The sequence below is a fragment of the Synechococcus sp. KORDI-49 genome (assembly GCF_000737575.1).
GTDB lineage: Bacteria > Cyanobacteriota > Cyanobacteriia > PCC-6307 > Cyanobiaceae > Parasynechococcus.
Map to the genome: position 1 here is coordinate 888,876 of NZ_CP006270.1, position 14,847 is coordinate 903,722.

The window sequence follows — 14,847 nt, forward strand, 5'->3', positions numbered from 1 at the left end:
CCCTCATGTCCGTCTCGATGCCAACTGCCGCTGAATTGCTGGAGGGGCGCCGCCGGGTTCTGGTGACCGGTGGCGGCGGATTCATCGGCGGGGCCGTGGTGCGGCGGCTGCTGCTGGAGAGCGACGCGCTGGTGTTCAACCTCGACAAGATGGGTTATGCCAGCGATCTCACCGGGATCGAGGCGGTGCTCAAGCAGCAGGGAGCGGCGGCGGCCGGTCGCCATCAGCTGCTGCATGTTGAGCTCGCCGATGCCGACGCCGTGCAGCAAGCCGTGCAGCAGGCGGACCCCGACCTGGTGCTGCACCTGGCGGCGGAGAGCCACGTGGATCGCTCCATCTCCGGCCCCGGGGTGTTCATGGAAAGCAACGTCACGGGCACCTACAACCTGCTGCAGGCCGTCCGTGCGCATTACGAGGGATTGAGCGGAGAGCGCAAGGAGTGCTTCCGGCTTCACCACATCAGCACCGACGAGGTGTTCGGCAGCCTCGGAGCCGAGGGCCGCTTCTCGGAAACCACCCCTTACGACCCGCGCAGTCCCTATTCCGCCAGCAAGGCCGCCAGCGATCACCTCGTTCAGGCCTGGCATCACACCTTCGGGCTGCCGGTGGTGCTGACCAACTGCAGCAACAACTACGGACCCTGGCAGTTCCCCGAAAAACTGATCCCCGTTGTCATTCTCAAGGCGGCCAACGCTGAGAGCATCCCGCTCTACGGCGACGGCCTCAATGTGAGGGACTGGCTGTACGTGGAGGACCATGTCGATGCTCTGCTGCTGGCCGCCTGCCGCGGCGCTGTCGGACGCAGCTATTGCGTCGGCGGCCACGGGGAACGCACCAACCGCCAGATCGTCGAAGCGATCTGCCATCAGCTGGATCAGCACACACCCGCGGCCGCTCCCCACAGCGCCCTGATCCGCCGGGTCACGGACCGGCCCGGCCATGACCGTCGCTATGCCATCGACCCCGGGCGCATCAGCAGCGAACTGGGCTGGCAGCCGCGTCACAACCTCGAGCAGGGGCTCCAGGCCACCGTGACCTGGTACCTCGAGCATCAGCCATGGTGCGTCAGCGTCCGGGATCGCGCCCGCTACGACGGCAGCCGTCTGGGCACCCTGAAACGCTGATGGCCGACCGCTATTTCCAGATCCAGCTGCAGGCGCAAAGCACCCTGGCGGCCTATCAGCCCCTTTGCATTCAAGGAGGCGCGGACGCCGGGCTGGACGGAGCGATCCTGTTCCCTGCCGTCGGAGAGCGCTGGATCACCCTGCCGGGAGATCCCGAAACGCTGCAGGTCTCTCTGCTGGCATCGGAGCCAGGCCAGGAGACACCCTCTCCCGTCGCAGCCGTGCGACGCGATCGCAGCGCGGCCCTGACGCTTCTGGATCTGAGTCATTGGCTGTTCACTCGCAGTTCCAGGGTCAAGGGAGCACGCAGCTGCGGACAGCTGCGACTGTCCAGCCAACTCAGCACAGAGAAGCTCACCGCCAACCTGCACGGGATCTACCTCCACCACCTGCGGCATCCGGATGCCGAGTTCGAACTGCGCTGCCGCCGTGGCGCGGGGCTTGAGATGGACCTGTCCGCTCTGCGACACAGCTGCCGGCAGCTGCACGCCTCGGCCCGCTCTCTGGGGGTGATCGGCAGCGGCGGCCAGCCCGTCGACATCATCATTCCCACCTATGGCCAGCCGCTCTACACCCTGCGCTGCATCGCCTCGGTCCTGAGGGATCTGCTCATTCATCGACGTGTCATCAAGGGGCGGCTGGATGTGCGGCTGATGGTGGTGGACGACGCCCATCCCCAGCAGCACGGCCAGGCCGTTCTCCAATGGCTGGCGGATCAGGGCTGCCTGGATTTCCGGGTCAACAGCTGCAATCTTGGCTTCCTGGAAAGCTGCAACCAAGCCGTCAGCCGCAGTCGGAACGACAGCCTCATCGTTCTGCTCAACAACGACATCGAAGTGCTTCCAGGCTGGTTGACGGGCCTGGTGGACACCATCGAGCAGGACATCGATGTGGGGCTGGTGGGATCAAAACTGATCTATCCCGACGGACGCCTCCAGGAGGCCGGGGGCATCGTCTGGCAGGACGGTTCCGCCTGGAACTTCGGACGTCTCAAGAATCCGGCACATCCTGATTACAACTACGCCCGCAGCGTCGACTACGTCTCCGGGGCATCGATCATGGTGCCGCGTCGCCATTGGGATGCGGCCGGGGGCTTTGATCAACGCTTCATCCCGGCCTACTACGAAGACACGGACCTGGCGCTGACGCTGCGGGATCGCGGCCTGAAGGTGATCTACCAACCCTCCTCCCAGGCGATCCACCATGAAGGCATCTCCTGCGGCACCGATCTCACCAGTGGCGTGAAGGCCTATCAGGTCACCAACCAAGTGAGCTTCCTGGAGAAGTGGCAGTCTCGGCTTCAGCAGCATCAGCCCACGGGTGAGTGCCTCGAACGGGCGAAACACCGGGGAGCGCTGGGACGGATTCTGGTGATCGAGAACCAGCTTCTGGATCCGGAAGGCGATGCCGGATCCCTGTTCATGCTCAATTACTGCCTGGCTTTGCGGGAACTGGGCTACACGATCACCTACGTCCCCACCGACAACCTGGCGCATCAGCAGGACAAGGCCGCCCTGATGGGAGCCCGTGGCATTCAGGTTCTCTGCCAGCCCCAGATCACCTCGGTGGACGACATCTTCGAGAGCCGAGCGGAACGCTTCGACCTGATCCTGCTGGCAAGGCCGGGCAATTTTCCGCATCTGAACAGCCTCCGCCGCCTGGCACCGAAGACTCCCGTCGTCTACTTCACCCACGACCTCCACCACCTGCGCACCCAGCGAACGGCAGGGAACATCACCGACAGAAAGGAGCGCCGTCGGCTGCTGCAGCGGGCAGACCGCCTGCGCGATCAGGAAGCGGAGATCTTCCGCCGCGCCGACCTCGTCCTGCACATCAGCGAAGAGGAGAATCGGATCTCACAGGGGCTGCATCCGCATGCGGCTGTTGTGCTGCCACCGGTGGTCACCGCACCGGCCACATCCCCTCTCGGGACATCGGGCCGCAGGGTTCTGTTCGTGGGCAATTTCGCCCACAGCCCGAATGTCACCGCCGCTCAGTGGCTGACGGAAGCGATCTGGCCCCGCGTGCGGGCGGTGGCCCCCGATATGCAGCTGCTGATCGTGGGCCGCAATCCACCCGACTTCCTGATGGCCGGAGATGGCATCGATGTGCTGGGCTACGTCGAGGATCTCTCAGCCCTGATGCAGAGCGTGGACATCGGCATCGCCCCGTTGCAGGAAGGGGCCGGCGTGAAGGGCAAGGTGCTCAGCGCCCTGGCCCATGGTCTGCCGATGGTGACCACCACGATCGGAGCTGAAGGCATCACTGATGCCACCCGGTCCTGCTCTGCGCTGCTGGTGGCGGACACGGCCGATGCTCTGGCTGCTCAGGTGCTGGCGCTCCGACAACGTCCGGAACAGGAGCGTCGGGCCCTTGCCGAGGACGGCAGGCGTTTCATCCAAAAGCATTTCGGTCCGGAGGCGCTGGTGAGCCGGTTCAAAGAGATGTTCGAGACCCTCGGGCTTCCATTCGATCAGCAGGTGGACCGTTTCCTGCCCTACGCCCCCCGCGGCAATGATCAACGCTTCACCAGCAGCAACAGCTTTACCCAGGGCGTCCACCCGCTGGCCTGAGCCCATCCAGATCCCGTTGCAGCAGCGGATCATCCGCCTCCGGCTGCAACAGCCGGCGTTGAATCCGCAGCGCTGACTCCAGCCAGACGCGTTCCTCGGCATCCAACGCTTCCTCTCGATGGCGGGCGGTCTGCCGTCGCAGGGCCGGATCGATGAAGGATGAGGCCTGGTCCTGCTCCTGCACCGTCTCCTGGCCAAGGCAATGAAGGCACTGCACCAGCACCGCTTCCGGCTGCTGGAGCAGATCCTCGAAGGCGATGATCTGGCGCGGCAGGTCCCGGCTCCAGCGCTCCGCTTCCAGCACATGGGCGATCCAGAGCTGCAGGCCCCGCAGCAGATCGGTGCCCTGGGCAGCCTGAAGGGACCGCGCCGCTTCCAGCGGGTGTCGGATCGGCAGAAACACCGTGAAGCGCACAGCATCCGACTGAAGCAGCGGTCGCAGGCCCTCGGCCAGCACGCACAGCCTGGGATCCTTGATCACTGGATGCGAGAGCCCTCGGCAACTCTGCTGCCACTGGCTGATCAGGCTGCGCCTCCACACCGAAGCCGCTTCGCAATCAGCCCAACCCGATGGAAGCTGATCCGCAGAGGACCAGTGCCGCCCGAGGGAGGAGAACAACTGATCATTCAGCTGCATCAGACCCTCCGACTCCCAGTAGCCCTTGCGGTTGATCACATCATCCGGACGATCCATCAGATCACCCGGAACATCCAGACCTGAGCTGGCCAGCATGCCGGTGAGGGCCGAGGTCCCGCTGCGGTGCATGCCCAGCACCAGCACGATGCGGCTGGACAATCCACCGAAGTCCACGGCCCGCTGCAGCGCCAGCTGACTGTCGAGCAGCGCCGGCAGTCGCACCAGCTGCCCCCTGAGGTGATCGCACTCCTGCACGGAGAGCTTCAGTCCAGCCCTGCGGCCGAGGCTTAGCAGGGACTGGAGCCAGTCCTCCAGCCGCGCTCGCGCCTCCATCTCCTGATCCACCAGCAGCAATCGACAGGCCACGTGAAGTTGCTCGGCGGCCATCAGCAGGCCCAGCCGGATGTCATCAGCCTGATCACGGCACTCGGCTGCAACGCAGGGGATGTCCTGCGCTGCAGGCAGCCGCATCGCCTGAAGAGCCTGCAATACGGGGCGCTGGGTCTCCGTGATGCCCTCGCAGAGCGGATGACCGACTAAGGCGTTGATCCTCAGATCCCGCCATCGAGCCGACACCAGACATCCCAGGACCTGGCCAAAGGCGTCGGAGGCTGTCATGGCTCCTCGAGCCGCGGCGCCAGCAGATCCCTGATCAGATCGATGCGTGCCGCCGAGGCCTGCACCATCCCCTCAAGCTGCAGCTTCAGATGGAGCATCTCCTCCTGATGCCGGCGTTCAAGCTCCTCCGTCGCGTCATGCGCCTCCTGCAGATATCGCTTGAGCTCATCCCTCTCCTCAGCCAAAGCACTGCGCTGAAGCTTCAGCTGTCGAATGCAGAGCCTCTGCATCGCCCCGGTGGTGCGCTTCCACACCAACGCTCCATCCCGCGACCGCTTGAAACCCAGCGGCTGCAAGCGCGCCTCCAGCAGCTGGGCCCAGCTGGCCTCCGCATCAGGTGCCACCAGTTGCAGCTCTTCGATCCGCTCCAGCCAGTCACCGCCAGCCTCAACCACCGCCAACGGATCTCCCTGGCCGACGATCACCGTCAGAAACTGCATGGCATCCACCCCGATCGAGAGGCCATCGAGCAGTGCCGACAGTTCAATCCCCACGCGGATGCTGCGATCCCGCAGCTGGAGATTGGGGCGGCCTTTGCGACAGGTCCTGAGCGGCAGGGTTCCATCCCAGCGCCTGTCGTTGAAGCGGTACCAGTCGATCGGTGCATCCATCTGCCTGGCCAGCACGGCGCAGTGCAATTCACAGCCATGGGCGTGGGGCCGCACCGCCAGATCCTGCTCCAGACGATCGAGCTGGTCCTGATCCGCATCAATGACGCAACACGGGCCCTCCGGCAGATGATCCACCAGCAGCGGGGCACCGATCAGCACATGGAAACGCCGTTCTGGGTCCATGGAATCGGCATTCGCGAAGCCAACCTAATCTTTCTCACCAACGCTGAAACCCGTTGGACAGCTGGTTCTCCCCCTTCGTCCTGGCCCCTGAGGTCCGGGATCGGCTCAACCGCTGCAACCTGCGCCGGCTCCCTGGAGAGCAGACCGAAACGGATGACCGTGGGTTGCTGCTCGTATACAGCACCCCGTCGGCGGTTCTCGATCACTGGTGTGGAACCGAGGGGCCGCCGCTTCGCGTTGCCGCACTTCAGGAGAACTTTGAACAGCTGCTCCGGTTGCAGCACCGCGGCCCTCTCGTCGCGGACTGGAGACTCGCAGGACTCGATGACGAGCCGCTGGTGCAGTGGCTGCAGGGCGGGCCGGCACCGCGAACGCTGGCCGAGATTCCACGCCATTCACCGTTGAACGATCTGGTGCTGCTGAATCTGCTGCGCAGCCACCCGGATCTGGAGATCACCTACCGGGAGATCGAGCTGCAGGCCCAGCTGTTCCACAGCGAAGCGGACACCCGGCTGCTGGAGCGGCTGGGGATGCCATTCGATCCTGATGAACTGCTGCGGCACTGGTGCAGCGGGGTTCGCACCAGTGCCGGCTGGGACAATCCTCTGGATCGGATGCAGCGGCTCGAGCAGGACCTGGAGCACTATCTACTGCTCTGCCGTGAACAGCAGCAGCTGCTGGAAGAGCAGAACGCTCTGAACGCCCGCGCCGTGCAACTGTCCGCTGGCGGATGAGAGCGACACCGCTGCTGAAGAGTTATTGGAGCGAGCTGCACCAGCGTGACTTCCACAGCGCCAAGCATCTCCTCGACGAAATTGAGCGGCGGCACTGGCGAGACGACGGTTTCGGGGAACTGATCGCCCTGGAACGGGAGCGGCTGGAGCACAACGGCCTGCAGCTGCTGCCCCGACACCACAGCAACCGAAAACCGAGATCGCACCGACCGGACGCCAACGGAATCGAATTTCAACGGCTCGGCGCCGACCACGACTGGTATCTGAACGCCGAACTGGAGCGGATCCTGCGCAGCAGCTGGGGAGGAGATCCCGCCCTGCGGGTGCCGACGGAGCTTGATTCGGTCCTGGTGCTCGCCAACAATTTCAGCCTCAGCACCGGCGTGCTCAGGCCGCTGTCCCACTATCTCAATTTTCTGCACCATCACGGCGGTCCCCGGCTGCGATCCGTGCAGCTGCAGGACGATGCCAGCGCGGAGGTGATCGATGCCCTGCTGTCGGACAACGACCTGGTGATCGTCAACGGCCTGCAGCAGATCTGCAATGTCGATCAGCTGGCAGCAGCCGTTGCCCGGCGGGCCCGGCGCGGACCGGTGCTCGGATACCTGCACGAAACACGTTGGATTCTGGATCGACTGCCCGAGATCCAGAAGCGGCGACTGCGGACGATCCTTCCCCACATGCACCTGCTGCTGTGCTGTGAGCGCCAGAGGCAGGACTTCGCTCCCTATGGCCGGGGACTCAGTGCATCCGTAGTTCACAACCCGACGCTGAGCGCCGGGGGTGACGACGGGAAGCCCCCGCCGCAGCGGGTTCACGGCAGCGTCCTGATGAGCGGAACGATTCAGGAGCGCAAGGGGATCGCGTTCTTCAACCACTGCGCCGAATCCCTCCAGGCCTGCGGCTACAGCTTCAGCTGGGCCGGCCAGGCCCGCGACCCCGGAGAACCTCTCAGCGAGTCGGTGTGCTTCCTCGGGCATCTCAGCGCCGGGGAGTTGCAGCGCCGCCTGCTTCAGACCGACATCTTCTTTCTCTCCTCGCTTGAGGACACCTTTCCGCTGGCGGCCATCGAGGCCTACCTGCACGGCTGCAAGCTGCTGCTACCCCGCAGCACCGGGCTGGTGGACGTGCTGGAAGGGCGCAGCGCCGTGCACATCTACGAGAGCCACAGCCTGGAGGCGGCCCGTCAGGGCCTCGATCAACTGCGCGACAGTCCTGCTCCTTCGGCGGGAGATCGCCTGGCCATCAGCCGGGAGCTTGGTCTGCAGTCCTTTCTTGAGCGGATGAACGGCGCCCTATCCCCAGCGGTCTCTCCGCCATCAGAGGCACCCTCGGTCGCCGTGATCGCCCATCTGTATTACACCGATCTCGGCTTTGAACTGGCCCGCCATCTGCAGGCCGTTGCAGGCCCCCGCTGCGACCTCTACCTGACGGTGCCGCGTCAGAAAAGCGATCCGCAGCTGATGCGCTCTCTGCAGAAGATGTTCAGCCCGCATTTTCGGACGGTTCACTGCCTTGCGGTGGAGAACCGGGGCATGGACATCGCCCCCTTCTTTTCAGCCATCACCGCCCTGCAGCGTTCCAGCCAGCCCACTCCGGATCTCATCCTCAAGATCCACATGAAGAAATCGCTGCAGAACTCCGGCTCACGCAAGGGACAACGCTGGCGGCGCGGCCTGCTCGAGGGCCTGCTGGGCAACCGCTGCAATGTGCGCCGGATCCAGCAGCGATTCGTCTCCGATCAGGAGCTCACCCTGCTGGCCCCGGCCTCCTTTCTGATGCTGCGCAGCAGCCAGGACCGCCGCATCGCCGCCAACGACCAGCTGGTCAACGACCTGCTGAGGCAATACGACCTGCCGGCTGATCCGCAGCGACCCTTCGTGCGCGGCACGATGTTCTGGGTCAGGGGTGCCGTTCTTCTGCAGGAACTGGAACGCTGCCCGTTGCCGCCGGTCGAGCGGTTCCGTCAGGGGCATTGCCCTGACGGATCACTGGCCCACGCCTACGAGCGGGTTCTGTCTTACTTGCCTCAGCGCCATCACGCGATCACACCAGATCAGCCTTCAGAAGAGCTCTGACGCAGCTCGAGCAACTCGAGCTGCCGGCGATTGATCTCGTGGCCGACGCGCGCATCCAGCAGTTCAAGTTTGAACGGATCTCCCTTGGCACGCCGGAAGCGGTCGCGGACACGCTTCTCCAACAGAACGCGGTAGGTCGACGTCCCTGGGTCATCCAGCAGACCCTCCACCAGGAGTGCTTCCGCCCGGTCACGGGAAGAGCGCTTTCCCTGCAGCAGTCGCTGAATCTTGGCCAGACGGGCTTCGCGCCTCAGCAGCTTTCGGGAACGGCTGAGATTGTTCTGGATCCTGGGATGGTCCAGGCCCATGGCCACGGCCGTCTCGCCGAGGCTGATCACCAGATTGTGCTGCCCCTTCTGGCGGCAGAGCTGCATCTCCCGGGCACAGGCCTGATCGAGCGGAAGATCCATGCCTGCCCCGAGCACTTCAGGGGTGTGACCCGCGTCGCGGCACAGCTTCCGCAATCGGCCCTGGCCTCGCCAGGATCGCAGCGGGCCTCCCTTCTGCAGGGTCGACGTGAGCCAGGCCAGCAGCATCAAGGCAAAAGCTCGACATCTGAGCCTAAGGGCTGCAGCAGTCCCCCCCCGTAATCTGTGGCCACGCGGGCAGGCCCGGTATGGAGATCCGCTCCACTGCTCTGAAACAGGCACTCGAGCACAGCCTCCGCACCGGGGACGAGGCGCCGCTGATGAAGGTTCTGCGCCGACACCGACGGTTTCGGCTGAGTGCCGATGAGCTGGTGGTCGCTCTGGCCGACCGTCATCAGCACATCGAGGCCCGTTTCCTGCATCCGAAACTGCTGCCCCTGAACCTGCTCCTGGCTCCGGAGGAGTGGATCCCCGATCCCGACGTGTTTGATGGCCCGGCCCTGCTGGCACTGCACCCGGATCTCCGGGACATGAACGAGCTTCTGGGCAGTGGGCTGCTGAACCGCATCCTTCGCGGGGAGGTGCCTCTGCTCCCGGACGTCCCGGCCGTGGCGATCGACGCCTACGCCGCGGAACTGCGCCAACCCCATCGGCGGATCTGCCGATTCGGAGGCATCAGCGCCCTGGAGCACCTGGCCGTGCAGGGTCGTGAATGCTTCCGACGATCTGAGCCGCTCTCGCACTGCCTGGATCTGTACAACATTGAGCATCCCAACAGGGATGAGCGGCCAGCGGCCCGCTGCCCGCGCCATTCCCCCTGGCTGCTGGTGCTGGATGCCAGTGAACAGGAGGCCCAGCGGCTGGCCGGTCATGCCGGATGGCCCAACGTGCGATCCCTGGCCAGTCACGATCTGGCAGGTCTCCGGGAGCTGTGCGCCAGGGTGCATGCCGACACCTGGCTGAGCATCTGCCACTCCAGTGACCGACTGAACCGGCAGGCCCTGAGCCTGCTGGCTCGGACGCTGGAAACAGAGGAACTGGACGTCTGCAGCAGCGATGAAGCGATCCACTGGTGCAGCGATGAGCCCACCGCCATCGGCAATCCCCAGTGCCGGTCGGCACCAACCACCTGGCGGCTGATCAGTCGCGGTGACATCGCCGGCCTGATCAGCCTGCGAGCCGCAGCGCTGCGGAACCTCAGGATTCCAGACCACGTCAGCTGCCTGCATGAGCTGCTGGTGGACCTGAGCCTGCAACTGCTGGCCCGGCAGGCCCGGGCAGGCCACTGCCCGCATCAGCTGCTCGTGCGTGATCCACAGCGCAACCCGACGGTGCTCGCCGCGGCCTCGCCCATGGAACGACAGCTGTTCAACGCAGAGCAGCGGCGCCGCATCGGGCGCATCACCCGGGAGCGCTCCCGTGATCTCCTCAGCGGGGGGGCGGTCCTGGAAGATCAACCCACTCGGCCCGGCTGCCATCGTCTCGTCGGTCAGCGACGCGATGCCCGCGAGCTGTCGGTGATCGTGCTGGTGAACCAAGACGATGGTCCTGCCCTGCAGGACTGCCTGGCGTCGCTGCAACGGCAGCAGCTCCAGCCACGGGAGATCCGCGTTGTGACCGACGGAACCATCCCAGACCTGGCTGAGGCAGATGAACCGATCGTTTGGGTGCGCTGTCCTCCAGCCGCCACCACACCGGAGCGCTTCAACCTCGCCCGACAGGGCAGCGAAGCAAGGGTGCTGCTGTTTCTGGAGACCCCACTGCAGTTCGAGACACCGAACGCGCTGGGGGCTCTGATGGCGCCCCTCGATTTCAAGACCACCGCCTGCGTCGGACCACGGGTGCTGCAGCCTGATGGCAGCGTGCACCACCAGGGGTTCATCCTCACGCGCGGTGAGCGCCGGGCTTTGCGCTCCGCCGGTGATGGGATCAGTCAGCGGGCCGTGCTCGAACGAGTGACGCCGCTCTCGGTGCAGGAGCAGGTGAGCGGGGTCTCCTCAGCCTGTCTCTGCGTCCAGGCTGAGGCCTTCGATCAGCTGAACGGATTCGATCCGGTCTACCGGGATCGTTACTTCGACATTGACCTGTGCCTGCGGCTGGGGAAGCAGCAACGGATCACTGTGGTGACGCCGGAGTGCACCGCGATTCTTCCAAGAATCGTGGATCACGACGCCCGGCTGCTGAGCAACGCACTCCGCCAGCACCAGATCGACCAGGGTCGCCTGCGCAGCCGCCATGCTGACCTGTTCCGGCACGGCGACCCGCTCACCAGCCCCCATCTGGCACCGCACAGCAGCCGCCACACGATCGTTTCGAAAGCCGACCCACCCGGTCAAGCCGTCGGGGATGAGGCCCTGAGCATCTGGCGGCGTGGTTTCCAACCGGGTCGACGACCTCTGCTGTTCATGGCGCAGTTCGATGCCAGGGGTGGGATGCGCCCGGATCTGATCGATCTGATCCGGGAGTACAGCCGGTTCTGCGATGTGATCCTGATCGCCGCCACTCCGGCCCTGTGCGATCAGACGGGTCTGCTCCGGCGCTTGCGGCGGCACTGTGTCGGCATCGTGATTCGCCGCAATGTGGGTTACGACTTCGGAAGCTGGCGGACTGGGCTCAACATCTTCCGTGATGCCGTTGAAACCTCGGAGGAGGTGATTCTCACCAATGACAGCTTCTGGGGACCGGTACGACCACTGCGCAGCCTCTTCCGGAAACTGACGCGAACCGATGCCGATGCCGTCGGACTGACGGATGATCTGATGTATGAGCCACATCTGCAATCCGCTTTCATCTCCTACCGGCGACCGGCACTGGACCATCCCAGCTTTCATGCCTTCTGGAATGAACTGAAGGTGTGGGAATCAAAGGCAGATCTGATCAAACAGTGCGAGGTTGCTCTCACAGCCAAGCTCTTCACAGAGGGGCTGAATTTAAAGGCGATCTACACCGATCAATCAAACGGTAATGTGCTGCATTACGACTGGAAGTCACTGATCATCGATCAGGAATTTCCATTCATCAAGGTGAGTCTGCTGAAGGGGAATCCCACTCAGCAGAATACAGATGGATGGTGGGATCTTGTTCATTCCTACAATCCCCAACTGGCCAGAGAGATTCAGCAGCAGCTGAAGCAGTCCGACTCAGTCGCGGTTCACGGCTGAAAGCATGAAGCCGCCGACACCCCAGATCACAATCACAGAGCCGATACAGGAAAGAAACGCCTTCCAACGCCACGAATCGTCAGGGGCAGCTGCCACCTGCGGCTTGCTCAGCATCACAATGAACTTGAGCTGACGCTGACTCTCCATCCGACTGTTGTCTGCCGCAGTCATGGCGGAGCTCAGTGAGTCTCTTGCAAACTCAACATCGCTCTGAAGTCGCGATGCCTGATTGGCAAGCTTGTTCAGATCCCGGCCGCCCGGTCCAACGGCCTTGTCGCGTTCTTCCTGGATCTGCCGTTCCAGTTCACGGACCTGGTCTGCAACAAACGCCACTTCCGGCGCATCGGGATCACGATACTGACGGCGCAGGCTCGCTTCCTCAACCTTCAGATCCACCAGGCGTGATTCCAGATTGTTGATGAAGGATGTCGTGGCCTGCTGCTCTTCCTCAGGATTGAGCTGTCCGTACTTGTCCTGGAAGGCTTCCAGTTGATCGGAAGCCTTCTTCAGTCTGTCCTTGGCGAAAGCAACCTGTTTCTCGGCGAACAACCTCTGATCAGCACTGATGGACTGATTGACTTCATTGACGAACGACTGCGCCTGATTCAGCAGGGACTGATTCAGATCAAACGCATCCTGGGGGGTGTAGGCATTCGTGGTGAGCACGATCGCGCCGGACATTTCCTGAGGAATGACCTCCAGCTGTCTCTGGAAGAAAGCCAGTTGATCCTGCTCAACGGCATCGGCAGGGAGACCGGTCCAATCATCAGGAGCAACGGGGGCATACTTGGCTTTGAAAACGGCCGCGTCCGGGAAGACGTTCTGTTTGACGTCGCTGGATTTGAGATAGGTCTGCAGATACCGGCCATCTTCCAGGGAAGACAACACACTGGAACTCATCGATGAGCCGCCAAGCAGGATGGAACCGGATGCACTGGGAGGCATCGGCTGCTTGATCACAAACTCAGAGACAGAGGTGTAGCGATCGCGGCCGATCCCGAAGCAGTAGATGGCCGAGCCAACCAGGAAAAGAGACGCCAGAAAACTGCCGCTGAGAAGCGTGCGCCAGGACCTGTCAAGGCCAGACTTCAACCGTGGCAGGGCCAGCGTTGACAACTCGGACGTCTTGTCGCCGACCCAGCTCAGAGAGGGCGCTGACAAGGCGGATTGGGCTCTGCCGATGCGGGTGAGGCGGCCCTGGTGACGGTCCTGTTCAGTCATCGGACAGCAGCAAGGCCTCGTTAGAGAAGTAGAAGATTAAACCAAAACCGCAACTGAGGAAAGCACACGTCAGCAGATAATCGAGACTGATATCGGGAATCGGATAAGCATTGTTGATTGAATGTCTTAAAATTTCCACAGAATGAAGCAGTGGATTCCAAGTCACAAGAGGCCTAGTTGGACCTGGAAGTGTGTAGGTGGCGAAAAAGATTCCTGATGTCCAAAGCAGAATCCTATTCAATCCGAACTTCGTCAATGTCTTGACAATCGGTATCCGATGTCCGATCACAAGAGCACTAACACCGATACCGATCGCCAGCATCACAGTGACAATGAAATCAATCAAAGCCAGACCAGGGTCATCCAGCTGAATGCGCCAGAACCAGAACGACTCGGAAATAAAGATCAGAACGAGAATGGAGGCATGGAGGCGAGCCTCGATCAAGGCCGAAGCCAACAGTGTGTCGAGCGGTCGGATCCTGCGATAGAAGAACATTTTTTGCCCTTTCGCAACACCAGTGAGAGCCTTGATGGCAATTTTTTTGAACAGAAACAGCATGGTGACGCCACAGGCCAACCAGATGAGTGGATTCATCAAGTCCACAGTTTTCATCCGCACCAGAATTCGGAGTGCGAGCAATGTCAACATCAGGGCCAGAGGCTCAAACAACACCCCCCAGACGCCAAAGGAACCCTTCTCCGCACGCATGAAGAAATCACGGTCTGCCAACGCCAGCACGATCCGGACCTGCAGTGCCAATCCGTTAACGATGCGCGCAACCCTGCGGCCAAAAGCTGTTAATAGATTCACCATAGCTGCACCTCATCGGGAGACTCTTCGATCAACTCAGGCGACGAATCTTCAATCTCCTGATCCTGGGAATCGTCTTCAATACGAGACTTGGTAATATTGAGATGGAACCATTTCTGCGCATCAGAAAAGGAACCTTTGTAAGCAATCTGACAATCGCTGATCACAATCGCCTCATCACAGTAGCGGCCCAGAAACTCTTCATCCTGGTGAAAAAGAAGCAGTGTTTTACCAGAAATCCGACGCTCGAAGGCCTCCCTCACCAGGGTTTCAAGCTGAGGCCTCGTCGGCTGACTCCAGGGAAATCTCTTTGAAATGATGTAAACGTCAAAGTCAAAAACTAGAGATACTGCAACATCGAAGCGCGCCCTCATCAGAGGCCCCCAGCTCTTCATTCGCTGATCAAAACAACCGGGCTCAAGGGCTGCCAACTCCTCGATCCTGGCGATCTGCTCATACTCTTCCCCGGGCGTTCCATACACCGCCTGCAGGAACTTCGCATTCTGACGACCTGTCATCACACCTTCCAGGGCACCACGCGATGGCAGGGGCCAGCTCACATTGGCCCGGATCTCCACTTTCCCCGACTGCAACGGTGCCACCTCTGAAGCACACTCCAGCAGAGCATTAGCACTTTTGTTGAAGTCGCTGAACACAGCAACTTTCTGCCCCTCCCGCAAAGCAAAGGAGACATCTTTCAACAGGCAGCGTGAACGCCCCCTCGGCAG

General features: G+C 62.5%; 11 protein-coding genes. 5 read left to right on the forward strand and 6 right to left on the reverse strand.

Translation table 11 applies throughout. From position 1 onward, the window contains the following. The first annotated feature begins 5 nt into the window (after nucleotides 1-5). A complete protein-coding gene (gene rfbB / locus KR49_RS04825; protein WP_043692282.1) occupies nucleotides 6-1,124 on the forward strand; it encodes a dTDP-glucose 4,6-dehydratase in 1,119 nt (372 codons plus the stop codon). Continuing rightward, nucleotides 1,124-3,697 carry a glycosyltransferase gene (locus KR49_RS04830; RefSeq protein ID WP_052378171.1) on the forward strand — a complete coding sequence of 858 codons (2,574 nt, stop codon included), beginning with the start codon at nucleotides 1,124-1,126 and terminating at the stop codon, nucleotides 3,695-3,697. The genes rfbB and KR49_RS04830 overlap by 1 nt, the downstream gene beginning before the upstream one ends. On the opposite strand, the gene KR49_RS04835 is transcribed toward KR49_RS04830, so the two are convergent. Together KR49_RS04835 and KR49_RS04840 are read right to left on the reverse strand one after the other, a co-directional pair. Then, nucleotides 3,669-4,952 (reverse strand): sulfotransferase family protein, encoded by a 1,284-nt coding sequence (locus tag KR49_RS04835; RefSeq protein ID WP_043692284.1) that lies wholly within the window; start codon nucleotides 4,950-4,952, stop codon nucleotides 3,669-3,671. The two genes, KR49_RS04830 and KR49_RS04835, sit on opposite strands and share 29 nt — an antisense overlap. Further along, a complete protein-coding gene (locus KR49_RS04840; protein ID WP_043692287.1) occupies nucleotides 4,949-5,746 on the reverse strand; it encodes a hypothetical protein in 798 nt (265 codons plus the stop codon). The genes KR49_RS04835 and KR49_RS04840 overlap by 4 nt, the downstream gene beginning before the upstream one ends. 53 nt (nucleotides 5,747-5,799) lie before the next feature. On the opposite strand from KR49_RS04840, the gene KR49_RS04845 reads away from it, so the two are divergent. Continuing rightward, the gene (locus KR49_RS04845) at nucleotides 5,800-6,480 is read left to right on the forward strand and encodes a hypothetical protein (RefSeq protein ID WP_043692290.1); all 681 of its coding nucleotides are present in this window, start codon (nucleotides 5,800-5,802) and stop codon (nucleotides 6,478-6,480) included. Further along, on the forward strand, nucleotides 6,477-8,558 hold the full coding sequence (locus KR49_RS04850) for a rhamnan synthesis F family protein (RefSeq protein WP_043692293.1): 2,082 nt from the start codon (nucleotides 6,477-6,479) through the stop codon (nucleotides 8,556-8,558). Before KR49_RS04845 ends, KR49_RS04850 begins: the two co-directional genes overlap by 4 nt. Here KR49_RS04850 and KR49_RS04855 read toward each other — a convergent pair. Next, nucleotides 8,537-9,094 carry a hypothetical protein gene (locus KR49_RS04855; RefSeq protein WP_043692297.1) on the reverse strand — a complete coding sequence of 186 codons (558 nt, stop codon included), beginning with the start codon at nucleotides 9,092-9,094 and terminating at the stop codon, nucleotides 8,537-8,539. The two genes, KR49_RS04850 and KR49_RS04855, sit on opposite strands and share 22 nt — an antisense overlap. Nucleotides 9,095-9,174: 80 nt before the next feature. On the opposite strand from KR49_RS04855, the gene KR49_RS04860 reads away from it, so the two are divergent. After that, nucleotides 9,175-12,087, forward strand: a complete 2,913-nt coding sequence (locus tag KR49_RS04860) for a rhamnan synthesis F family protein (protein WP_043692301.1) — start codon at nucleotides 9,175-9,177, stop codon at nucleotides 12,085-12,087. Here KR49_RS04860 and KR49_RS04865 read toward each other — a convergent pair. Genes KR49_RS04865 through KR49_RS12985 form a run of 3 tightly spaced genes read right to left on the reverse strand, consistent with a single transcriptional unit; the run spans nucleotide 12,067 to nucleotide 14,820 of the window. Then, nucleotides 12,067-13,308 (reverse strand): sugar ABC transporter, encoded by a 1,242-nt coding sequence (locus KR49_RS04865; RefSeq protein ID WP_216725505.1) that lies wholly within the window; start codon nucleotides 13,306-13,308, stop codon nucleotides 12,067-12,069. The two genes, KR49_RS04860 and KR49_RS04865, sit on opposite strands and share 21 nt — an antisense overlap. After that, a complete protein-coding gene (locus KR49_RS04870) occupies nucleotides 13,301-14,122 on the reverse strand; it encodes an ABC transporter permease (RefSeq protein WP_043692304.1) in 822 nt (273 codons plus the stop codon). Before KR49_RS04870 ends, KR49_RS04865 begins: the two co-directional genes overlap by 8 nt. Further along, nucleotides 14,116-14,820 (reverse strand): hypothetical protein, encoded by a 705-nt coding sequence (locus tag KR49_RS12985; RefSeq protein ID WP_156957099.1) that lies wholly within the window; start codon nucleotides 14,818-14,820, stop codon nucleotides 14,116-14,118. The genes KR49_RS04870 and KR49_RS12985 overlap by 7 nt, the downstream gene beginning before the upstream one ends. Nucleotides 14,821-14,847: the final 27 nt, after the last annotated feature.

Excerpts from the sequence above, each read along its gene's own strand:
- KR49_RS04830 (WP_052378171.1), top strand. The coding sequence starts at position 1,124 with ATGGCCGACCGCTATTTCCAGATCCAGCTGCAGGCGCAAAGCACCCTG.
- KR49_RS04870 (WP_043692304.1), bottom strand. The coding sequence starts at position 14,122 with ATGGTGAATCTATTAACAGCTTTTGGCCGCAGGGTTGCGCGCATCGTT.
- rfbB (WP_043692282.1), top strand. The coding sequence starts at position 6 with ATGTCCGTCTCGATGCCAACTGCCGCTGAATTGCTGGAGGGGCGCCGC.
- KR49_RS04840 (WP_043692287.1), bottom strand. The coding sequence starts at position 5,746 with ATGGACCCAGAACGGCGTTTCCATGTGCTGATCGGTGCCCCGCTGCTG.
- KR49_RS04855 (WP_043692297.1), bottom strand. The coding sequence starts at position 9,094 with ATGCTGCTGGCCTGGCTCACGTCGACCCTGCAGAAGGGAGGCCCGCTG.
- KR49_RS04850 (WP_043692293.1), top strand. The coding sequence starts at position 6,477 with ATGAGAGCGACACCGCTGCTGAAGAGTTATTGGAGCGAGCTGCACCAG.
- KR49_RS04835 (WP_043692284.1), bottom strand. The coding sequence starts at position 4,952 with ATGACAGCCTCCGACGCCTTTGGCCAGGTCCTGGGATGTCTGGTGTCG.
- KR49_RS04860 (WP_043692301.1), top strand. The coding sequence starts at position 9,175 with ATGGAGATCCGCTCCACTGCTCTGAAACAGGCACTCGAGCACAGCCTC.
- KR49_RS04865 (WP_216725505.1), bottom strand. The coding sequence starts at position 13,308 with ATGACTGAACAGGACCGTCACCAGGGCCGCCTCACCCGCATCGGCAGA.